This window comes from Promicromonospora sp. NPDC023987 (genome assembly GCF_040639055.1).
In the GTDB taxonomy this organism is placed as follows: Bacteria; Actinomycetota; Actinomycetes; order Actinomycetales; family Cellulomonadaceae; genus Promicromonospora.
The window spans coordinates 1-21,568 of record NZ_JBEZZF010000083.1 but is presented as its reverse complement, the minus strand read 5'-3'; the positions used below and the strand labels follow the sequence as shown (position 1 = coordinate 21,568).

Below are 21,568 nucleotides of genomic sequence, written 5' to 3'. Positions count from 1 at the left end.
AACTCGGGTGGGTAAGCCTTGGGCACAACAACATCCTTCCAGCACCGACCTCAGGCCGGTACAGATCAGATGTCAACCGTTCCTGGGGCAGTCCCATCTCGTCCTGCGGGACAACCTGCTGGGCTGGCAGGAGGGCAACGTGACAGCTTTCCTGGCCAGCGCCGTGACCGCCGCCTACCCCGAGCTCGTCGGTGAGCCCTACCGGGACGCCGACGGTCGCGAGTACCTCCCGATGCTGGGCACGCCGGTGATGGTCATGGTGGCCGACGGCGACCGGCTCGCCTCGATCCGCGAGCGCGCCGACACGCGTGGCCTGCGCATCGGCGTCTACACGGCCGACCTGTTCGCCACGGGGAACGACGTCGACAACCGGGCCGCCGTCGCGAGCGTCGCCACCGAGAAGCTCGACCTGGTCGGGCTGGCCGTGGCGGGCGAGCGGCGGGTCGTGGACAAGGTGGTCAAGGGTGCGAGGCTGCACCCCTGAGGCCTACCCGGCGGCCGCGCCACAGTCCGCTGGTCGACTCACCGTCCGCTGGTCGACTCACCGTCCGCTGGTCGACCCACCGTCCGCTGGTCGCGCCAGCCCGCCCTGAGCCTGTCGAACGGGTCGAGACCTCAGGACACCAGCACGACGTGCAGCGTCCGGGGCCCGTGGACACCCTCCACGCGGTCGAGCTCGATGTCGCTCGTCGCGCTGGGCCCGCTGATCCAGGTCAGGGGCCGGGCGGGGTCGGTGCCGAGCAGGCGCACCGCCTCCGGCACCGTCTGCACCACCTGGGCGGCCCGGACCACGCACACGTGCACGTCGGGCACCAGGGAGATCGCGCGCCGGCCCTGGTCGGAGCCGCCGTCGAGCACGATGGTGCCGGTCTCGGCGACCGCGACGCGCGACGCCGTCACGACGGTGTCGACCTCGTCCAGCTCCGCCGCCGACAGGGGAGCGTCGTGCGAGTCGGTGCGCACCTCGACCTGCCCCAGCCCGCCCAACCAGGCGGGATCCAGCCCGGTCGGCACGACGACGGAGCGGCGTCCGTCCGTCTGCTGCGTGGTCGGCAGAACGTCAGGTGATCGGTAGCCCGGGCTGCCGACCTCGTGACGTTCTACCGACTGCTCTGTGACCGGCCGCTCGACCAGTCGCGCGAGCAGCTCCGGGACCTGCTCGGGGGTCGCCCGGTGAACGTGCGCCTTGTAGTCCTCGAGGCGGTCGATCAGGAGGTCCAGCACGGCGTCGGACCCCGGCGCGTGCTCGCCGGCCGACCGGTATCCCCTGGGCACGGCGGCCTGCGACGGGGCGCCTGCGTCACCGTCCGAGCCCAGCGCGGCGCGGATCCGGGACAGGATCTCTGCCTTGGCGTCGGTCATGGTCGCTCCTCTCGCCCGTCCCACCAGTCGCGGAACGTCTGCTTCGGCGGCTCCATCAGGTCCCGGGAACGCGTCCACAGCGAGCCCGGGAACGGCAGCTTCTTGATGACCCCGTCGCGCGAGATCGCGCGCAGCAGCCGGGGCACCCGGGCGGCACGGCGGAAGCGTGCGCCGTCGGCCATCGCGAAGGACGCCGCCTTCATGGCCGCGCTCCAGACCCGGTCCGCGGTGTCGGGCGCTCCGCCCGCGAGGGACACCTCGCGGGCGCGCAGCTCGACCAGGATCGACGGGATGTCGATCTTGACGGGACACACGTCGTAGCAGGCGCCGCACAGCGTGGAGGCGTACGGCAGGTCCGACTGCTCACCGGTGAGCTGCGGCGTCAGGATCGCGCCGATCGGTCCCGGGTAGACCGAGCCGTACGCGTGGCCGCCCACCCGCTCGTACACGGGGCAGACGTTGAGGCACGCGGAGCAGCGGATGCAGTGCAGCGCCGATCGGCCCGCCTCGTCCGCCAGAACGCGAGTGCGGCCGTTGTCGAGCAGCACCAGGTGGAACTCCTGCGGTCCGTCGCCGGGTGTCACGCCCGTCCACATCGAGGTGTACGGGTTCATCCGCTCGCCGGTCGACGACCGCGGCAGGAGCTGCAGGAACACCTCGAGGTCGTCGAAGGTCGGGACCAGCTTCTCGATCCCCATCACGGTGATGAGCGTCTCGGGCAGCGTCAGGCACATGCGGCCGTTGCCCTCGGACTCCACGACGGCGAGCGTCCCCGTGTCGGCGACGGCGAAGTTGGCGCCGCTGATCGCGACCTTCGCCGAGAGGAACTTGCGCCGCAGGTGCGCGCGGGCCGCCATCGCGAGCTCGCGCGGGACGTCCGTCAGGTCGGGCGGGGCGTCGGCCATGCGCTCCAGGAAGATGTCGCGGATCTCGGTGCGGTTGCGGTGGATGGCGGGCACCAGGATGTGCGACGGCATGTCGTCGGCGAGCTGCACGATGAGTTCCGCCAGGTCCGTCTCGACCGCCGCGATGCCCTCCTCCGCGAGCGCCTCGTTGAGCCCGATCTCCTGGGTCGCCATGGACTTGACCTTGACGACCTCGTCGGTCTCCTTCTCCCGGACCAGCGCGGCGACGATCCGGTTGGCCTCGTCTGCGTCCCGCGCCCAGTGCACCACCCCGCCGCGCGCCGTGACGTTGCGCTCCAGGGTCTCGAGCAGCTCCGGCAGGCGGGCCAGGACGTCGGTCTTGATCGCGGAGCCGGCGTCGCGCAGGGCTTCCCAGTCGGGTACCTCGCCCACCACGTTCGCGCGCTTGGTCCGGATGGTCGACGTCGCCTTGCCCAGGTTGCGCCGCAGCTGGTCGTTGCCGAGCGCCGCCTTCGCGGCGTCGGGGAACGAGGCGCCCCAGTGCAGCGGGTCCTCGGGACGCCCGACGCCGGCCAGGGTGTCGGGCGTCGCGGAGGGGCTCGGCCCACGCGCGGCGCGGGTCGAGGGCATGCCGAGGAACGTGCTCATCGGGCGGCCCTCGCCCTCGCCGGACCGGACCCGTCCGGCACGGTCGGCGACTCCCGCGTCGAGGCGAGGATCTCCGCCAGGTGCATGGGCCGCACGCCCGTGCCGCCGCGCGAGAGTCCGCCGGTGATGTGCATCAGGCACGACCAGTCGCCGGCGGTGAGCACGTCGGCCCCCGTCTCGACGACGCTGGCGACCTTGTCCTGCAGCATCGCCGCGGACGTGTCCGCGTTCTTCAGGGCGAACGTCCCGCCGAACCCGCAGCAGCCCTCCGCCTCGGCGAGCGGGACGAGCTCCAGCCCCTCGACCGCCCGCAGCAGCCGCTCGGGCTTGTCGCCGACGCGGAGCATCCGCAGCGAGTGGCACGTGGGGTGGTAGGTGACGCGGTGCGGGAACCAGGCGCCGACGTCGGTCACGCCGAGCACGTCGACGAGCAGCTCGGAGAACTCGTAGGTGCGCTCGGCGACGGCGGTGGCCGCACGGGCCTCGTCCGGCAGGCCGGCGCGATCCAGGACCATGGCCTGCTGGTGCCGGATCGACCCCGTGCACGAACCGGACGGCACGACGACGGCGTCCCACTCGCCGTCGGCCACCGGCGCGAAGGTGCGCACGTGGTTCTGGACCACCGGCACGGCCTCGGCGAGGTAGCCGGTGTTGACGTGCATCTGACCGCAGCACGCCTGCCCGGCCGGGAACACGACCTCGTGGCCCAGTCGCTCGAGCAGCGTGACGACGGCCCGGGGGGCCTGCGGAAACATGGCGTCGGCGATGCAGGTGGCAGCAAGGGCTATGCGCATGTGCACTCTCCTTCGAGGTCTGTCCACACCATAGCCCACTGTGGACAGACCACAGAAGTACACTGGCCCGGTGCGAATCCACGAGCGAGTGCTGGCCCAGATCGAGGCCGGTCTGACCGCGGGCAGATGGTCGATCGGCGAGCGGCTCCCGGCGGAGCGGGCCCTCGCGGAGGAGCTCGGGGTGTCCCGCCCGTCCGTGCGGGAGGCCATCCGCATCCTCGAGGCGATGGGCATCGTGCGCACCGCCGTCGGATCCGGTCCCAGCGCCGGCGCCACCGTGATCGACCGGCCCGCGGCCGGCCTGGGTGCGGCGGTGCGCCTGCACGTCGCGTCTGGGGCGCTTCCGGTGTCCGACGTCGTGGGCACGCGCGTGCTGCTGGAGACGGGCGCGGTGCGCGACGCCGCCGGTCGGCCCGCTGACGATGCGGCGCTCGGCCGGGCGCGTGCCCACATCGAGGCGATGTCCGAGCCCGGTCTGGACGTCGCCGCATTCGTTGAGCATGACCAGGACTTCCACCTCGAGCTGGTGCGGTGGGGCGGCAACCAGCTGGTGGAGGCGATCCTGAGCGGGCTGCGGTCGGCTGTCGCGTCCTATGTCATGACCGGAGCCTCCGCGCTCGCGCAGTGGCCGCGGACGGCGGCACGGCTGTGCGCCGAGCACCGCGCGATCGTCGACGCCGTCGCCGGGCACGACGCCGCGGCGGCCGAGCGGCTGATGCGTGAGCACATCGAGGGGTTCTACCGCGAGGCGGGCCTCGGCGGGCGCTGAGGCTGACCGTCAGCTCGTCCTGCCGTACCTCCGGCCGTCAACCCCGGCCTGTGGCTTCGACGACCGTGCGGCACGGGTCCTCGTCCGGGCCCGTGCCGGTCGCGGCGCGCTCCAGCAGCTCGCGCAGCAGTGCGCGCTGGCCCGGTTCGAGGCTCGCGAGCAACTCCTCCTCCGCGGCGGCGACGCGCGCGTCCATCGCGGCGAGCACGTCCAGGCCGCGGTCCGTGGCCACGATGCGCCGCGCCCGGCGGTCGGCCGGGTCCTGCTGGCGCGCGACGAGCCCACACTCCTCGAACGCGTCGAGCAGGTAGGTCATGACCGTGCGGTCGATGCCGAGGGTCGAGGCGAGCGCCGCCTGGCTCGGCAGGTTGCCGTGCACCACCGCTGTGAGCAGCTGATAGCCGCGGGTCCCCTGTGGCACGTCGTCGGCGGCGGCGTCGACCCGCGCGCTCCACTCGCGCAGGAGCGCGGCGAGCGACCAGCCGAACAGGGAGTGCTGGCCGGTGCGGGGCGCGGCGGGGGCGGTGCTCATGCGTTGATCCTACGGGAATGTGCAGTGAACCAGAAGAGTTGTGGGTAATATCGTCTGCAGAACAGACGATTGTCGACCACTCCGGACAGGACAGAAGGCACATGACTGACTACGGGCACGACCTGATCTTCGGCACGTTCATCTCCCCGACCAACGCTGATCCGCAGGGCCCTGTCCGCCTGGCCCAGCTCTCGGAACAGCTGGGCCTCGACCTGGTCACCTTCCAGGACCACCCGTACCAGCCGTCGTTCCTGGACACGTGGACGCTCATGTCCTGGGTGGCCGCGCAGACCGAACGCATCCACATCTCCGGGAACGTCCTCAACCTGGGCATGCGCCAGCCCGCGATCGTGGCGCGCTCGGCCGCGAGCCTCGACCTCCTGAGTGGCGGTCGGTTCGAGATGGGCCTTGGTGCGGGCGCGTTCTGGGACGCGATCGCCGCCATGGGGGCCCCGCGCCGCACGCCCGGTGAGGCCGTCAGCGCCCTCGAGGAGGGCATCGAGATCATGCGCGGGATCTGGGACGCGGACAACCGGACGCCGCTGCGCGTAGAGGGCAAGTTCCACCAGGTCGACGGCGTCAAGCGCGGCCCGGCCCCGGCGCACGACATCCCGATCTGGCTCGGCGCGCTCAAGCCGCGCATGCTCCGCCTCATCGGCACGAGGGCCGACGGCTGGTTGCCCTCGCTCCCCAACCTGAAGGACGGCGACCTGGCCCGAGGCAACGCCACGATCGACGAGGCGGCCCTGGCCGCCGGGCGCTCGCCGAGCGAGATCCGCCGCCTGCTCAACGTGGGCGGGGCCATCACCGACCGCTCGTCGGGTCCGCTGCAGGGGCCCGCCGACCAGTGGGTCGAGGAGCTCACCCAGCTGGCGCTGGAGGACGGCGTCAGCACGTTCATCGCCATGGGCGACGACCCGGACCAGATCCGGGCGTTCGCGCAGGAGATCGTCCCGGCGGTCCGAGAGGCGGTCGCCGCCGAACGGCGCAGCGCCGGGACGGCTCCGGCGTCGGCCCGCCGTGGTGCGACGGCGCTCGCCGCGCGGCGAGAGGGGATCGACTACGACTCGCTCCCGCCAGAGCTGGCCGCCCGGGCCGTGGAGCCCGGCGACCGCGAGTACGCGTCGGTGCGGCACAACTACCTGCGGACCGGGGCGCCGGGCCTGGTGCTGCGGCCGCAGGGCGCCGAGGAGGTCGCGTCCGGGCTGGCCTGGGTGCAGAAGCAGGACGTGGAGCTCGCCGTCCGCTCGGCAGGGCACGGCATCTCCGGCCGGTCCACGAACGACGGCGGTGTGGTGCTCAGCATGAGCGGCATGCGGTCGGTCGAGGTGGTCGACGAGGCGACGCGGCGCGTGCGGATCGGCGCCGGGGCTACCTGGGGCGAGGTGGCGGAGACGCTCGCGCCGCGCGGCTGGGCCATCACGTCGGGCGACTACGGCGGCGTGGGCGTCGGCGGGCTCGGGACCACCGGAGGCATCGGCTACCTGGGCCGGCTACAGGGGTTGACGATCGACCGCGTGGTCGCTGCCGAGGTCGTCACCGCCGACGGCAGGGTGCTGCACGCCTCCCGCGACGAGCATCCGGACCTGTTCTGGGCGCTGCGCGGCGCCGGCGGGAACATGGGCGTGGTCACCTGGCTGGAGATCGAGGCCGGCGTGGTCGGCGACGTGGTCTTCTCCCAGATGACGCTCGACGCGAGCGACACGGTGGGACTCCTGGAGAAGTGGGGAGCCGCCGTCGAGGCGGCACCGCGCGGGCTCACGTCGTTCATCGTCCTGGGCCGCGGACGCGGCGGTCAGGGACCGATGGCGCAGCTCATGACGGTGATCGCGGCGGAGGGCGCCGACGTAGAGCCGGACGAGGCCATCGCCCAGCTCGAGCTGCTGGCCGATGCCGGACCGCTGCTCGGCCACCAGGCGCAGCTGCTGCCGTACTCCGGTGTGGTGCGCAAGGAGGACACCCACCACTCGGGCGGCGGCGACCCGGCTGCGCGGGGAGGCCTGCTGACCCATCTGGACCAGGACACGAGCCGAGCGATCGGACGGCTGCTGGACTCCGGGGAGTCCTACTTCACGCAGATCCGTGCGACGGGCGGCGCCGGGAACGACGTCGCGCCCTCCGCTACGGCCTACGCGCACCGGCACCAGAACTTCGCGCTGACGGCGCTCGCCACCAATCAGGACCGGATCAACCAGGCGTGGGACGCGGAGATCGGGCCGGTGATGGAGGGTTCTTACCTCTCCTTCGACACCGACAGCCGCCCGGAGCGGCTGCTGGAGGCGTTCCCGGAGCCGACGCTCGCCCGGCTGCGGACGGTGAAGGCCGCGTACGACCCGTCGAACGTGTTCCGGGCGAACTTCCCGATCCCGCCGGCGGACTCGTCTACTCGGTGAAGTCAGTCATGGAGAGCATCCTGTCCAGACGGCCGGCGGCCAGGTCGTCGCGGCGGATAGCCATACGTCCGTAGTAGAACTCCGCGAACGGGAGAAAGCTGGCGAGCGACACCCACTCGTCCGACAGTCGGCGCTGTTCGACCGCCATGTGGTCGAACCATTCCTCCTGCGGAATGGTGGTCCCGTCGTTCTTCTCGCGTTCCCGGAGGATCTGCTCCGCCATCGCCTCGAGCACCTCGTCGTCGGCGTACCCGCCGAGAAAGCCGCTCGAGAGCCCGTCGCTAGAAGGCCAGAGCTCGTCTGCGAGAGCTTCGAGCTCGTCCAGGTGCGGCATGGAGCTCCGGAGCTCCTGTGCCAGCTGCTCATGGAAGGGCAGCATCTCGTCCTCGTCCATGTCGAGGCAGTCGGGCAGCCACGCGACGACCGCGGCGCCGACGTCGTACTGCTCGTCGGCGACCAGCTCGGGGTGCGGAGGTTCTGCTACCGCGGTCTCGGTGCCCGCCGGTATGTGCATGACCCGCGCGTACCCGCGCTGCTCTGCGTGGCACTCCTCATGGTCGTACCGGTGGTCCAGGAAGAAGAGGAGTGAACCGTCTACCGGCAGGTCGAAGCCGTCGACCCGCGGCAGCGCCGCACAGTCGACGGAGAAGACGAACGGCAGGTTGCCTTGCCCGTTGTCCGGCCAGCTCGTCCCCACCGGAAGCCGAGGCGGCCCGCCGAACCGTCCGACGGGAACACCGTCGGAGCCGGCGAGTCCGTCCAGTCTGATCGCCCACCGGAGGTGGCCGACGAACCTGCTGACCTCGTCCTCCGGAACGTCCAAGGCGAGCGCTGCGCGACGAAACTGCTCCTGATAACCCATGGGCCGGAATGCTGCCACGATTCACAGCGACGAGAGTGCAGGTCACAGGGCCGGGCGGCGCGCCGGAACGTGCCGTTGCCGTAGGGGAGGCGCTCGGGGTGTGCGGTACGGGTCTGTGGATAACCTGGCGCGGGTGTCAGTGGAGCCCCGTAGGTTCGACAGTGTCCGGAACGGCCGGACGCAATCACAACGATCACCGCAGGGGTACGCATGAACCTTGTCGCCGCCTCGCGCCTGGCGCGCGAGCTGATGGACCAGCACGGCCTGAAGGCCTGGACGTTCGAGTTCGACGACGCCGTCCGGCGCGCCGGGATGTGCAGCTACGGCAAGAGCCGGATCAGCCTGTCCGCGCCGATCACCCGAATCCATGAGGAGCGCGAGGTGCGGGACACGATCCTGCACGAGGTGGCGCACGCGCTCGCCGGGCCGAGGGCCAAGCACGGTCCGGCGTGGCGCGAGGTGGCGGTACGGATCGGGTGCTCGGGCCGGCGCTGCGTGGACCCGTCGGCGCCGTCGATCGACGGACCGTGGGTCGGGACGTGCTCGGCGGGCCACCGGACCACCCGGTTCCGGCGGCCGCCGGGCATCATGTCCTGCCGTTCGTGCGGGCCGCGGTTCGCCCTGGCCAACCTCGTCGCGTGGACGTACAAGGGTCGCAACGCGGCGATGGGGGAGCGGTACGACGCCCAGCTGCGCGGGGCGCTCCGTGAGGTGGGCGAGGTGCCGGACACCGGGCCGGGCGCCGAGGAGCGCGTCGTGCGGGCGGCCAGGGAGCGGGTGCCAGGCCTGAGCGTCGAGCCGTTCGACCTGAGCGCGCTACGTTGACCTCATGGCTACGTCGCCCGCACTCGCGCTCCCGCCCGGCGCTCCCGGCTCCCGCATCATCGGCCTGGGACACCACCAGCCACCGAAGACCCTCTCCAACGAGGACATCGCCGAGCTCGTCGAGACCAACGACGAGTGGATCCGGTCCCGCACCGGCATCGTCACCCGCCACGTAGCGGCTGACGACGTCACGGTCGCCGACATGGCGACCGCAGCGGCCGAGCACGCGCTCGCCGATGCCCGCGTGGCCGCGGACGCCGTCGACCTGGTGATCGTCGCGACCGCTACCAACGACGACCGCTCGCCGAACACGGCCGGGCGGGTCGCGTACGCATTGCGCATCGGCGTCCAGCCCGGCGCCTCGACACCGGAGGGCGAGGAGGCGCCGGACCTGCGCAACGTGGTGGGCCCCGCGGCGATGGACCTCAACGTGGCGTGCTCCGGCTTCGCGCACGCGGTGGGCCTGGCTGATCAGGCGATCCGTACCGGGTCCGCGCGCACGGCCCTGGTGATCGGCGCGGAGAAGCTCACCGCGTACACCGACTGGACCGACCGCTCCACCTGCATTCTCACGGCCGACGGCGCGGGTGCGGCGGTGCTGCAGGCCGCGGACGTCCCCGCCGTCGGGCCGGTGGTGTGGGGCACGGAGCCGGAGCTCACGCCCGCCGTACGGATCGAGGTGCCCGAGGTGAAGTTCCAGCAGGACGGCCGGGCGGTGTTCAAGTGGGCGATCACGCGGGCCGCCGAGCGGGCACGCGACGTCGTGGCGGGGGCGGGGCTGAGCATCGACGACATCGAGGTGCTCGTCGCGCACCAGGCGAACCTGCGGATCATCGAGCCGCTCGCCAAGGCCCTCGGGCTGGAGGGCAAGGTGGTGGTCACGGACATCACGGAGTCGGGCAACACGTCGGCGGCATCGATCCCCATGGGGCTGTCCAAGTGGTGGCACGCGGGCAAGATCCCGGCGGGCGTGCCCGCGCTCCTGTTCGGGTTCGGCGGAGGGTTCGCCTGGGCCGGCCAGGTGGTCATCACGCCCGAGCGCTGAACCGGGAGGGCGGCGATCTCGGACCGGTGCCGCCGGGCCGGGACACCGCCCTCTCGCACCTCCACCATGGACAGCGCTTTCCAGGCGTCGTATCGTTTCAATCCCATCCACCCGACGTCGACGACGACCGAAGGAGCTCTCCACCGATGCCCGAGCCGACCAGCGAGCCGACCAGCGAGCCGACCACCGAGCCGATCACCGGTCCGACACAGGAGCCCGCGCCGCCGTCGGGCCCGCTGCCCGAGGGGCGCCGCCGCTACGCGGTGGTCGGCACGGGCCACCGTGCCTCCATGTACGTCAACGCCCTGATCGGCACGCACGCGCCGGACGGCGAGATCGTGGCGTGGGTCGAGCCCAACCCGGTGCGCGCGGCAGCGTACGAGGCGCGGGCGGCGGCCGCACTCGGCGGCATCCGCCCCGTGTACGAGCCCGACGACCTGGAGAAGGCGATCGCGGAGCAGTCCGTGGATCGCGTGATCGTCACCTCGGTCGACCGTACCCACGGCGACCTGGTCGCTCGTGCGCTGCGGGCCGGCGCCGACGTCGTCGTCGAGAAGCCCATCGCCGCGCACGCCGACCAGGCGCGGGAGATCGTTGACGCGGTCGCGGAAACCGGGCGTGACCTCGTCACGACGTTCAACTACCGCTACTCGCCACGCAACAGCGCGCTGCGCGAGGTGATCGCGAGCGGCGAGATCGGCCGCGTGCTGTCGGTCCACTTCGACTGGGCCCTCGACACGGTGCACGGGGCCGACTACTTCCGCCGCTGGCACCGCGAGAAGGTGAACAACGGCGGTCTGCTGGTGCACAAGTCGAGCCACCACTTCGACCTGGTCAACTGGTGGATCGACGGCGTGCCGCAGCGCGTCTTCGCCACGGGCGGCCGGCGCTTCTACGGCGACGACGGCGCCCACCAGACCGGCTACGAGCCCACCGACGCCGAGCGTGCGCTGAACGAGCGCGGCGTCGACCCGTGGCAGCTCTCCGTCGAGAAGAACAAGTGGCTGTCGACGCTCTACGGGCCCGAGGCTCAGGCCGTGGACGGCTACGTGCGCAACCGGTCCGTGTTCGACGAGGGGATCACCACCGAGGACACCCTGGGGCTCGTCGTCGAGTACGCGGGCGGTGCGCTGCTGACCTACTCGCTCACCGCGCACGCGCCCTGGGAGGGCTACCGCGTGGTCGTCAACGGCACGCGCGGCCGCGCGGAGCTCGAGGTCACCGAGCGCGGTTCCGTCGAGTTCGGCGAGGACGGCGCGGCGATCCTCGACCCGAGCGCCACCGAGGTCTACGAGCAGGATCCGGTGCGGCCCATCGGGGAGCGGCTCGTGGTGCAGCGGCACTGGGAGCGCGCCGAGGAACGGCCCATCGTGCGCGGCGGTGGTGGGCACGGCGGCGGCGACGCGCTGCTCCTGGCCAGCGTGTTCGCGCCGACGGGCGAGCCGGACCCGCTCGGCCGTGCGGCCGGTTATCTCGACGGCGTCCGCGCCTCGTCGGTCGGCTACGCGGGCAACCGCTCGCTGGATACGGGCGACCCGGTCCGCGTCGAGGACCTGAACCTCGGCATCTGACCGGGGGCCAGACCGGTCCGCTTCGAGAATGACCCTGGGTACCGATTCCAGCCCGAGTCGGTGACCCAGGGTCATTCTCGGAGCCGACGGCTGGTGCGGGTCAGCCCACCAGGGCGCCGACCGCCACCAGGACGGGCACGCAGAGCGCCGTCGTCCAGGCGGTCGCGCGCGCCGCGACGCCGTCGAACACCCCGTACCGCGTCGCGTACGTGGTGACGTTCACCGCGGTCGGCAGCGCCGCCATCGTGACGACGACGGCGAGGGCGGGCGCCTCGAGCCCCACCGCGGCCCCGACAGCCCATGCAGCCAGCGGGTGCAGCACGTTGCGCACCAGTACTGCGAGTGCGACCACCGCCCGCACGAGCACCTGGTCGCGGCCCGCCCACCACGGGGTCCGGGCGTGGCCCGGTCCCGGTGCCGGCTCGGCCGCGGGAGCCGGCGAGGTCGGGGCAGGCATCGGCACCGCGAGGGTCATCCCGAAGGTCAGCAGGCCCAGCGGCGGGGCGGCGGCGCCGATCAGGTCGAAGGGCAGCAGTGCGACGTCGGGCAGCCGCAGGCCGGTCAGCTCAGTGATCACCGCGACCAGCAGGCCGGCGAGCGTGCCGACGGTGATCGGGTTCCGGACGGCCGCGAGCGGGACGCGGACCACCGAGGTCCAGCCCGACCGGGTGCTCGTCCGGTTGGTCGTCCGGGACGCCCCGGTCGACGACGCGGACCGGTCGAGCACCGCCAGCGCCAGCGGCGCCAGCACGAGCAGCTGGAAGAGCAGGGTCGGCACCACGGCGAGGGCGTCGTCGAACAGGTAGACGGCGAGCGGGATCCCGATGTTGCCGCCGTTGACGTAGACGGCGGCGAGCGTCGTCACGGCCACCGGACCCGCCGACAACCGCAGGCCCCATCGCGCCACCGCCGCGCTGACCAGGGCGAGCGCAGCGGTGGTGACCCAGGTGACCGCGGCGCCCCGCGAGACGACGTGCGCGAGGTCGGTCCCCGCCAGCGTGCTGAACATCAGCGCGGGCGCGCAGATCGTGAACGAGAGCGTCGCGAGGATCTGGCGGGCGCCGGCGCCGCTCTCGGAGCCGCCCCGAGCGGCGCCCCGCGGCAGAGCGCTACCGGCGAGCAGCCCGCGCCGCTGGATCACCCAGCCCAGCGCGACGATGCACGCCATGGATCCGATGGCAGTGAGAACCGACAGCACCCGAGCACCCTCCCACGGTCGGTCGCGCTAGCTCTCGGCCGTCCAGGGGGCGCCCAGCTCCGTGAACGTGCGCTGCTCGCGGGCTGCCCGCTCGCACCACCCGGCGACGTCGCGCACCACCGGATGCCGCGCGTCGCCCACCGGGTTGCCCTGCGTGCCGCTGATCTTCCCGGGCGGGCCACCGCCGGGGACCGTGTCGATCCCGTCGGCCCACTCCACGAAGTCGTCTCCGATCGGCGTCGGGTCGGCGGCGGTGCGCACGGCCTCGAGCACCTGCATGAAGGCTCCGGTCTCCCGCGCATCGCACAGCAGCCGTTCGCCCGTGCGCGCCCGGAGCAGGTTCTCCAGCAGCCCCGTCCGGCCGTACTGCTTCTCCGCGACGACGCGTCCGGTGCGCAGCCGGACCAGGTCGCGCTCGTACTCGAGCTCGATCTCACCGGCGGTGCCCTGCACGATGACCCGTGCCGAGGTGCGTTCTGCCGCGCACAGCGTGAGCCCGAACCCGTAGCGCGTCCCGTCCGTGCCGACGGCCCGCAGGGACGACGTGTCGTCGGCCTCGATCGGGTTGGCGCGCCACAGGTCGGTGTTCACGTAGGCGAGGTCGGTGCTGGACCTCGCGCCGCCCACCCACAGGGCGGTCGCCACGGCGTGCGCGAGGGGGTTGGTCACCACGCCGTCCACGACGGCGCGGTCACCCATGCGCCGTCGTCCCGCCCACGGCGAGCGCGTCCAGTACGCGGCGGTCCGCACCCAGGTCCCGACGGCGCCGATCCCGGTCACCTGCCCCACCTCGCCGCGCGCGATCATGTCGACGACGGCGGGCAGCGCGTGGGACCCGAAGGTCTGGAACCCGACCTGGCACAGGCGCCCGGTCCGTTCCGCGACGGCGACGAGCTCGGCGTGCTCCGCGAGGGAGGCGGCGGTCGGCTTCTCGAGCAGCACGTCGATGCCCGCCTCCATCGCGGCCCGTGCGAGCGGAAGATGGGTGTGGATGGGCGTGGAGAGCACCACGACGTCGGGCAACGTGCCGGTGTCCGCCGACAGCAGGTCACCGAGGCTCGCGAACCACGGCGCGGGGGCGTCGTCGGGCTCCCGCGGGTCGACGACGGCGCTCAGCCGCGCCAGCCCCCTGGCCTCGAGGTCCGCGACCGTGCGCAGGTGGGAACCGCCGTGGCCGTGGACGCCGACGACCGCGACCTTCGGCAGGCTCACCGGCGGCCGCCGTCCGTGAGGTCCGCGGCGAGGGCGGCCGCGGCCGGGCTCGTGAGCGCGGTGTCGAGCAGCACGGCGACGAGGTCGAGCTGGACGGAGCCGCCCTCGGGCACGACCAGGGGCGAGTCCCAGGCGAGCGCCGGGCAGGCGCCCGGGTACTCGGCGGAACGCAGGAACCACGGGCGGACCTGGCTCGGCTGCACCAGCAGGAGCGTCGTGGACCGGCCGCCTTGCTGCTGCACGAACGCCACCCACGGCGACGTGCTGCCGTGCGCCCGGTTCTCGCCCGTGCCGGCAGCCGACAGGACCCTGGTGCTCTCGGCGATCGGCAGGCGCCAGAACAGGCCGCCGTAGCCGGCGCTCGGCCTGCCGTTCGTGGCCGGCGAGCGGATCTCCAGGGGGCCGTGGTCAGCGTGCAGCGTGGAGCGCCAGTCGAGCACCCAGCCGGGTGCGGCGGCCGACCCAGGGGCCTGGGGGAGCAGGCGTGCCGTGACGCGGCGCTCCTCGCGGAGCTGGGGGTCGCCGTGCTCGTCGGACCAGAGCACGTCCTCGACCAGGACCTCGCCCGCCTCGGCACCGGCACCGGCACCGGCTCCCGTACCGGCACCGGCTCCCGTACCGGCACCGGCCGCGCGCGGGGCGGGCGCCGTCTCGACACGGACGCCTTCCGACGTCTGCCGGCCGTGGTTCTTCAGGAGCGTCGGCCCGACGTCCTCGATGAAGGTGCGGCCACCCCAGTGGCTGGTGCCGTTCACATCGGGCACCGCTATGCCGACGCCGTAGTGGTGGCGGTGGTCGACCGGGCTCACGTCGGTGAGCGGTACGCCGGCCAGGGTGTGCACGGGGTGCAGGTACGGACGCCGTGCGTGCACCTTCGGCATGCGGTCGCCCGCGTCGCGGCGTACCAGCTCCAGCCCGTCCCCGCAGGTCAGCACGACGGCGTCGGCGTCAGGGTCCGCAGGTACGGACCAGGTGGGGGCCGCAGTGGGCGGCACGGTCGGGATCTCCTCGCGTCGCGCGACGACGACGCCGTCGTCGTCCGTGACGTGCACGCGCTCCGGGCCCTGGGGCACGGGCCCGGTACTGCCGCGCACCTCCAGGCTCGGCGTGAATCGAGCAGAGCTTGCGGGATGGGCGTCGTCGTCGATCACAGCGTGCAGCTCCCTCCAGGCGTGGCGGCCGAGCTCGGCCTGCGGTACCGCGACGGTCGTCAGCGCGGGTGTGGCGTAGCGGGACAGCTCGATGTCGTCGAAGCCGGCCACCGAGATGTCGGCGGGCACCGCCACGCCGGCCTCGTTCAGGCCGGCGAGCAGGCCGAACGCGACCAGGTCGTTGAAGGCGACCGCTGCGGTGGCGCGCGTGGCGAGCACGGCGGGCGCGGCGGCGTGACCGGCCTGGATGTCCGGTCCGGCGGGCAGGTCGAGGATCTCGAGGTCGGCGTGGCGCTTCCGGGCGCGGTCGAGGCCGGCGCGGCGCAGCTCGTCGGACGCGCTCCGCACGGGGCCACCGAGGTAGACCATGCGGCGGTGACCGAGCGCCACGAGGTGCTCGACCACCTGGAGCGCGGCGTCCTCGTAGTCCACGACCAGGCTCGGCGCCGATCCACCGGTCTCCCGGTTGACCAGGACCACCGGCTCGACGTCGGCGATGAGCGCGCTGAGCTCGGCGTCCCCGATCCGCGGTGACACGAGCACCAGGGCGTCGCAGCGCATCCGCGCCTCGAGCGCGATGGCGCCCTCCTGCTGGTCGTCCTCCACCGTGTCCGCGACGAGCACGCGGTAGCCGTCCTCCGCCGCGCCGTCCATGACGCCGCGCAGGATCTGCTGGAACACCGGGTTGCCCAGGTCGGGTACCACCAGCGCCACCGTCTGCGTGCGGCCGAGCGCAAGGCTCCGCGCCGCGTTGCTGGGCCGGTAGCTCAGCCCCGCAGCCGCCTCCCGCACACGTTCCGCGATGGTCGCGTCGACGGTGCTCCGCCCGTTCATGACGCGGGAGACGGTCGCCCGCGACACCCCGGCCGCCGTCGCGACATCCCCGATCGTGGCCATGACACGGCGCTGACCTGCGCGCTGACCTGCGCCCCGTGCGCTGCCGCTGACCATCTGCTCTCCGTCCGTCACCGTCGTCCGACCGGCGTACGAGGGGGCTCCGCGCCATCTTTGGCGCGGCCCCCTCGCTGCCGGTTTCCCGATGTGACGGTACACCATGGGAAACCGGTTGCTCGTGTGATACGTTCCTCCACCAGAGACCGGTTTCTCACCGATGCGACCGGGGATCGACGACGATCCGGAGGACAACGCGATGCGCCACCCGAACCGCGAGCCCGGACCTTGGCGGTCCGAGCCCCCGCCAGCCAGTGCGGGGGTGAACCCATGTCAGTGATCCAGGAGCTCTCTCGCAGCAAGCAGAGCGTCAGCCCACGGAGAAAGGGCGACGGGCGCTGGGCGCTGTTCTTCCTCGCGCCCTGGTTCGTCGGGCTCGTGCTCATCACGGCCGGGCCCATGGGCGCCTCGCTGTACCTGTCCTTCACGGACTACGACCTGCTCTCGGCGCCCCAGTGGATCGGGGCCGAGAACTTCACGCGGATGTTCGAGGACCCGCGGTTCCTCAACTCCCTCGGCGTCACGTTCATGTACGTGTTCGTCTCGGTGCCGCTGCAGCTCGCCGCGGCGCTCGGCCTGGCGCTGCTGCTCGACCGGGGCATGCGCGGGCTCGCCCTGTACCGCTCCGTGTACTACCTGCCCTCCCTGCTCGGCGGTTCGGTGGCCATCGCGATCCTGTGGCGCCAGATCTTCGGCGCGGACGGGCTGGTCAACCAGGTGCTCGCGCTCTTCGGCGTGCAGGGGCAGGGCTGGGTGTCGCACCCGGACTACGCGCTCGGCACCCTCATGGCGCTCAACGTCTGGACGTTCGGCGCTCCCATGGTGATCTTCCTGGCCGGCCTGCGACAGATCCCCCAGATGTACTACGAGGCGGCCGCGATCGACGGCGCGAGCAAGTTCCGCCAGTTCCGTTCGGTCACGCTGCCGCTGCTGACGCCGATCATCTTCTTCAACCTCGTGCTGCAGCTCATCGAGGCGTTCCAGTCCTTCACCAGGGCGTTCGTGGTGAGTGGCGGCAACGGCGGACCATCCGACTCGACGCTGCTCTACACGCTGTACCTCTACCTCAAGGGGTTCGGTTCCCTCGACATGGGCTACGCGTCGGCGATGGCCTGGTTCCTCCTGCTGATCATCGGCGGCATGACCGCAGTCAACTTCCTCGCCTCCAAGTACTGGGTCTTCTACGATGACTGACGCCTCCACGCCCACACAGACCGCTACGGCGACGGCCGTGCCTCCGCCGTCCGACGGCGGCGGGCCGTCCGGTACCGAGGACCGCCGTCCGACGACCCGGCCCCGTGGCCGGCACCTGCGCGCCAAGGTCGGCAGCCTGCTCAAGCACGCGGGCCTCATCGCCTTCGGCTTCGTCATGCTGTACCCGCTGCTCTGGATGCTGGCCAGCTCGTTCAAGCCGAACGCGCTGATCTTCCGCGAGCCGGGCCTCATCCCCACCGACATCGACCTGTCCAACTACACGGACGGGTGGAACGCGCTGCTGCACCCGTTCAGCCACTACCTGATCAACTCGGCGATCGTGGTGCTCGGGTCGCTGCTCGGGAACCTGCTGTCCTGCTCGCTCGCGGCCTACGCGTTCGCGCGGCTGGAGTTCAAGGGAAAGCGACTGTGGTTCGCGGTCATGCTGATGTCGATCATGCTGCCGATCCACGTGGTGATCGTGCCCCAGTACGTGCTGTTCTCCCAGCTCGAATGGATCAACACGTTCCTGCCGCTGATCGTGCCCAAGCTGTTGGCCACCGACGCGTTCTTCATCTTCCTCATGGTCCAGTTCTTCCGCGGGATCCCGCGCGAGCTGGACGAGGCCGCGACCCTCGACGGTGCCAACCACCTGCGCATCTACCTGCAGATCATGCTGCCGCTGTCGATGCCGGCTCTCGCCACCACGGCGATCTTCACGTTCATCTGGACGTGGAACGACTTCTTCAGCCAGCTGATCTTCCTGACCCGGCCGGAGATGTACACCGTGCCGATCGCGCTGCGCACATTTGTCGACTCCACGGGCGAGAGCTCGTGGGGCTCGCTGTTCGCCATGTCGATCGTGTCCCTGATCCCCGTCTTCATCGCCTTCCTGTTCGGGCAGAAATACCTGGTCAAGGGCATCGCGACCACTGGAATCAAGTAGCTCCACCGCTTCGCGACAACGACGTCAACGTCACCGAAGGAGAAACACATGAGCACCAACGGACTACGAACGAGGCGCGGCAAGCGTCTCGCCGCCTCGGCCGCGGGTATCGCGGCGGTGGCCCTGACCCTCGCGGGGTGCGGAGGCGGGGACTCGGGCATCGGCGGAGGCGGCGACGAGCCGGCCGCTGCCGAGGAGTGCCCCTGCGAGATCCGGTTCGCGTGGTGGGGTTCCGACACCCGCCACGAGTCCACGGAGCAGATCATCGAGGCGTTCGAGGCCGAGAACCCCGACATCACAGTGGTTCCCGACTTCACCGACTGGGACGGCTACTGGGACAAGCTCGCCACCTCGGTGGCCGCCGGGGACACCCCCGACGTCATCACCCAGGAGGAGCGCTACATCTCCGACTACTCCACCAAGAACGTGCTCGCGGACCTGAGCCAGCTCGACATCGACACGTCCAAGGTGGACGACAGTGTCCTGGCCGGCGGTCAGATCGAGGGTGCGCAGTACGGCATCCCGACCGGAATCAACGCCTACGCGATGGTCGCCGACCCGGAGATCTTCGCCGACGCCGGCGTCGACATGCCCGACGACACCACCTGGACGTGGGAGGACTACGTCACCACGGCGAACGCCGTCTCGGAGGGTGCTGGTGAGGGCGTGTGGGGCACGCAGGACTACGGCTTCAACGAGGCGGGCCTCAACGTGATGGCGCGCCAGCGCGGCGAGACGCTGTTCACGCCGGAGGGCGAGCTAGGGGTCTCCGAGCAGACCGTCGCGGACTTCTTCCAGGTCTCGCTCGACCTGATGGAGGGCGGCGGGCAGCCGGACGCCGCGCGCACCGTCGAGTACCAGGCAGCCGGCCCGGAGGGCGGTCTGCTCGGCACCAACCAGGGCGCCATGGGCGTCTGGTGGACCAACCAGCTGGGCGCGCTGACGGACTCGTCGGGTCACGAGCTCGAGCTGCTCCGGCTGCCCGGCGAGACCGAGGGTGAGCGCACCGGCATGTACTACAAGCCGGCGATGTTCTACTCCGTCTCCGCGGACACCGAGTACCCGGAGTCCTCCGCGAAGTTCGTCGACTTCCTGCTGAACTCGCAGGAGGCGGCCGACATCATGCTGACCGACCGTGGCCTCCCGGCGAACACCGAGGTGCGCGAGGGGATCCTCGGCGAGCTGTCGCCGACGGACCAGAAGATGGCCGACTTCATGGCGGACCTCGAGGACGAGATCGTCGACACCCCGCCGGTGCCGCCGCACGGTTCCGCCGAGATCGCCGACATCATGGAGCGCGTCAACACCGACGTCCTCTTCGAGCGCATCACCCCGGACGAGGCGGCCACCCAGTTCATGGACGAGTTCAACGCGGCCATCGCCGACTGACCCTTCGTTGAGTGCGGGGTATTTGTTGATCTGGGACCGTCCAGGCAACAAATACCCCGCACTCAACGTATGGGGTGTCGGTAGGATGAAACGGTTCATATCGTGAGGAGTATCTGTGCCAGAGGTTGGTCTGCTCGTTCTGCGTGAGGGTGACGACGTCGCCGTCGCGACCCGCGACCTGAGCCCGGGCGACGAAGCCCTCGCTCCCGGGACCGGGCCGCTCGCCGTCGGACAGCCGGTGCCGCGCGGTCACAAGATCGCGCTGCGCGCCGTGCCTGCGGGCGCCGAGGTGCACAAGTACGGGCAGGTCATCGGGGTCGCGACCACCGACATCGCCCCCGGCGACCACGTGCACACGCACAACCTCGGGTTCGAGGAGGGCACGCGCGAGGCGCCGCTCGGCGGCACGCACACCGAGCTTCCGGTGCCCGACGGCGTCCGGCCCACCTTCCGCGGTTTCCGTCGGGCCGACGGCCGGGTCGGCACCCGTAACTTCGTGGCGATCCTGACGAGCGTGAACTGCTCGGCGTCGACGGCGAAGATGATCGCCGACCAGTTCAGCGGCGCGGCCCTGGACGAGTTCGGAAACGTCGACGGCGTCATCGCCCTCACGCACACGTCGGGCTGCGGCCTGGTCCCGGACTCCGAGGGCGGCCAGATCCTGCTGCGCACCCTGCGCGGGTACGCCGCGCACCCGAACGTCGCGGGCCTCCTGGTGCTGGGCCTGGGCTGCGAGATGGTGCCGGGCGCCGCGCTGTCGGCCCGCTCGGGCCAGGTCGCCGACCTGGGGATGCCCACCGTCGGTCCGCCCGACGACGCGAAGCAGGGGCTGCTCGCCGCGATCCCCGACGACACGGTGGTGCGCTCCCTGACCATCCAGGAGGCCGGCGGCGTGCGGGCCTCGGTGCGGGCGGGCGTCGCGGCCGTCCGCGAGATGCTGCCCCTGGTGAACGCGCGCGAGCGGGTCGAGTGCGACGTGTCGGAGCTGGTGCTCGCACTGAACTGCGGCGGGTCCGACGGGTACTCGGGGATCACGGCCAACCCTGCGCTGGGCTGGGCCTCGGACCGCCTGGTCGCCTACGGGGCGACGTCCGTGCTGGCCGAGACTCCCGAGGTGTACGGGGCGGAGCACCTGCTCACCGCCCGGGCGACGTCGCCCGGTGTCGCGAAGAAGCTGCTGGACCGCATCGACTGGTGGCGGGGCTACGTCGCGGCGGGCGGCGGCACGCTCGACAACAACCCGTCGCCGGGCAACAAGGCCGGAGGCCTCACGACGATCCTGGAGAAGTCGCTCGGCGCGGTCGCCAAGGGCGGTCAGGCTGACCTCGGCGCCGTCTACGAGTACGCCGAGCCGATCACGGAGCGCGGGTTCGGCTTCATGGACACCCCGGGCTACGACCCCGTCTCGGTCACGGGCCTGGTGGCGGGCGGCGCGAACGTCGTCGTGTTCACCACCGGGCGCGGTTCGGTCTTCGGCTGCCGCCCGACGCCGTCCATCAAGGTGGCGACCAACACCCCGATGTACTCGGTGATGTCGGAGGACATGGACCTCAACGCGGGCGTCGTCGTGGACGGCACCGCGACCGTCGCCGAGGTGGGCCGGCAGATCTTCGACCGGATCCTCGCCGTCGCCTCGGGTGAGCAGACGGTCAGCGAGGACCTGGGGATAGGCGCGGAGGAGTTCATCCCCTGGCACATGGGCGCCGTCACCTGACCGCACCGTTGGTCGAGCCCCACCGGTGGTGAGCCACCGTTGGTCGAGCTTGCAGGAGGTCAACGTGAGCCACGTTCGGCTGTGGGCCGGGTCTGCGGCCTGTCCCGAACAGTTCGTCCTGGCTGAACTGTGTCGTGCAGATGTGA

The 21,568-nt window shown here is 71.7% G+C and carries 18 protein-coding genes; 10 read left to right on the top strand and 8 right to left on the bottom strand.

What is annotated here, in order from left to right:
* Positions 1–64: 64 nt before the first annotated feature.
* Positions 65–484, top strand: a complete 420-nt coding sequence (locus AB0F40_RS24480) for a DUF2000 domain-containing protein (RefSeq protein WP_357473999.1) — start codon at positions 65–67, stop codon at positions 482–484.
* Positions 485–615: 131 nt separating this feature from the next.
* Here the strand turns inward: AB0F40_RS24480 and AB0F40_RS24475 are convergent, their stop codons facing one another.
* Genes AB0F40_RS24475 through AB0F40_RS24465 form a run of 3 tightly spaced genes read right to left on the bottom strand, consistent with a single transcriptional unit; the run spans position 616 to position 3,670 of the window.
* On the bottom strand, positions 616–1,362 hold the full coding sequence (locus tag AB0F40_RS24475; RefSeq protein ID WP_357473996.1) for an LUD domain-containing protein: 747 nt from the start codon (positions 1,360–1,362) through the stop codon (positions 616–618).
* Complete coding sequence (locus tag AB0F40_RS24470; RefSeq protein ID WP_357473993.1) at positions 1,359–2,876, bottom strand: LutB/LldF family L-lactate oxidation iron-sulfur protein; 1,518 nt, start codon at positions 2,874–2,876, stop codon at positions 1,359–1,361. The genes AB0F40_RS24475 and AB0F40_RS24470 overlap by 4 nt, the downstream gene beginning before the upstream one ends.
* Complete coding sequence (locus AB0F40_RS24465; protein ID WP_357473990.1) at positions 2,873–3,670, bottom strand: (Fe-S)-binding protein; 798 nt, start codon at positions 3,668–3,670, stop codon at positions 2,873–2,875. Before AB0F40_RS24465 ends, AB0F40_RS24470 begins: the two co-directional genes overlap by 4 nt.
* A gap of 70 nt (positions 3,671–3,740) precedes the next feature.
* Between AB0F40_RS24465 and AB0F40_RS24460 the strand changes: the two genes are divergently transcribed.
* The gene (locus AB0F40_RS24460) at positions 3,741–4,439 is read left to right on the top strand and encodes an FCD domain-containing protein (RefSeq protein WP_357473987.1); all 699 of its coding nucleotides are present in this window, start codon (positions 3,741–3,743) and stop codon (positions 4,437–4,439) included.
* Positions 4,440–4,476: 37 nt separating this feature from the next.
* Here AB0F40_RS24460 and AB0F40_RS24455 read toward each other — a convergent pair whose 3' ends face one another.
* Positions 4,477–4,971, bottom strand: coding sequence for a MarR family winged helix-turn-helix transcriptional regulator (locus tag AB0F40_RS24455; protein ID WP_357473984.1), 495 nt, complete (start codon positions 4,969–4,971; stop codon positions 4,477–4,479).
* A gap of 101 nt (positions 4,972–5,072) precedes the next feature.
* Between AB0F40_RS24455 and AB0F40_RS24450 the strand changes: the two genes are divergently transcribed.
* Positions 5,073–7,364, top strand: a complete 2,292-nt coding sequence (locus AB0F40_RS24450) for an LLM class flavin-dependent oxidoreductase (RefSeq protein WP_357473981.1) — start codon at positions 5,073–5,075, stop codon at positions 7,362–7,364.
* Here the strand turns inward: AB0F40_RS24450 and AB0F40_RS24445 are convergent.
* Positions 7,354–8,226, bottom strand: coding sequence for a DUF1963 domain-containing protein (locus AB0F40_RS24445; RefSeq protein ID WP_357473978.1), 873 nt, complete (start codon positions 8,224–8,226; stop codon positions 7,354–7,356). The two genes, AB0F40_RS24450 and AB0F40_RS24445, sit on opposite strands and share 11 nt — an antisense overlap.
* Positions 8,227–8,436: 210 nt before the next feature.
* On the opposite strand from AB0F40_RS24445, the gene AB0F40_RS24440 reads away from it, so the two are divergent.
* From AB0F40_RS24440 to AB0F40_RS24430, 3 genes are all read left to right on the top strand, one after another.
* Positions 8,437–9,051, top strand: a complete 615-nt coding sequence (locus tag AB0F40_RS24440) for a SprT-like domain-containing protein (RefSeq protein WP_357473976.1) — start codon at positions 8,437–8,439, stop codon at positions 9,049–9,051.
* Positions 9,052–9,055: 4 nt separating this feature from the next.
* On the top strand, positions 9,056–10,096 hold the full coding sequence (locus AB0F40_RS24435; RefSeq protein ID WP_357473973.1) for a 3-oxoacyl-[acyl-carrier-protein] synthase III C-terminal domain-containing protein: 1,041 nt from the start codon (positions 9,056–9,058) through the stop codon (positions 10,094–10,096).
* Positions 10,097–10,242: 146 nt separating this feature from the next.
* On the top strand, positions 10,243–11,667 hold the full coding sequence (locus tag AB0F40_RS24430; protein ID WP_357473970.1) for a Gfo/Idh/MocA family oxidoreductase: 1,425 nt from the start codon (positions 10,243–10,245) through the stop codon (positions 11,665–11,667).
* Between the two features lie 100 nt (positions 11,668–11,767).
* On the opposite strand, the gene AB0F40_RS24425 is transcribed toward AB0F40_RS24430, so the two are convergent.
* From AB0F40_RS24425 to AB0F40_RS24415, 3 genes are read right to left on the bottom strand one after another with little or no spacing between them, the layout of a single operon-like run.
* Positions 11,768–12,835: an AEC family transporter gene (locus AB0F40_RS24425; protein WP_357473968.1), complete on the bottom strand. Its 1,068-nt coding sequence runs from the start codon at positions 12,833–12,835 to the stop codon at positions 11,768–11,770.
* Between the two features lie 57 nt (positions 12,836–12,892).
* A complete protein-coding gene (locus tag AB0F40_RS24420) occupies positions 12,893–14,077 on the bottom strand; it encodes a Gfo/Idh/MocA family oxidoreductase (RefSeq protein ID WP_357473965.1) in 1,185 nt (394 codons plus the stop codon).
* The gene (locus AB0F40_RS24415; RefSeq protein WP_357473962.1) at positions 14,074–16,179 is read right to left on the bottom strand and encodes a DUF6807 family protein; all 2,106 of its coding nucleotides are present in this window, start codon (positions 16,177–16,179) and stop codon (positions 14,074–14,076) included. Before AB0F40_RS24415 ends, AB0F40_RS24420 begins: the two co-directional genes overlap by 4 nt.
* A 270-nt stretch (positions 16,180–16,449) precedes the next feature.
* Between AB0F40_RS24415 and AB0F40_RS24410 the strand changes: the two genes are divergently transcribed.
* From AB0F40_RS24410 to AB0F40_RS24395, 4 genes are all read left to right on the top strand, one after another.
* Positions 16,450–17,373 (top strand): sugar ABC transporter permease, encoded by a 924-nt coding sequence (locus tag AB0F40_RS24410; protein ID WP_357473959.1) that lies wholly within the window; start codon positions 16,450–16,452, stop codon positions 17,371–17,373.
* Positions 17,366–18,319: a carbohydrate ABC transporter permease gene (locus AB0F40_RS24405; protein WP_357473957.1), complete on the top strand. Its 954-nt coding sequence runs from the start codon at positions 17,366–17,368 to the stop codon at positions 18,317–18,319. Before AB0F40_RS24410 ends, AB0F40_RS24405 begins: the two co-directional genes overlap by 8 nt.
* Positions 18,320–18,367: 48 nt before the next feature.
* Complete coding sequence (locus AB0F40_RS24400) at positions 18,368–19,708, top strand: extracellular solute-binding protein (RefSeq protein ID WP_357473954.1); 1,341 nt, start codon at positions 18,368–18,370, stop codon at positions 19,706–19,708.
* A 115-nt stretch (positions 19,709–19,823) separates the two neighbouring features.
* The gene (locus AB0F40_RS24395) at positions 19,824–21,422 is read left to right on the top strand and encodes an altronate dehydratase family protein (RefSeq protein ID WP_357473951.1); all 1,599 of its coding nucleotides are present in this window, start codon (positions 19,824–19,826) and stop codon (positions 21,420–21,422) included.
* The last annotated feature ends 146 nt before the right edge of the window (positions 21,423–21,568 follow it).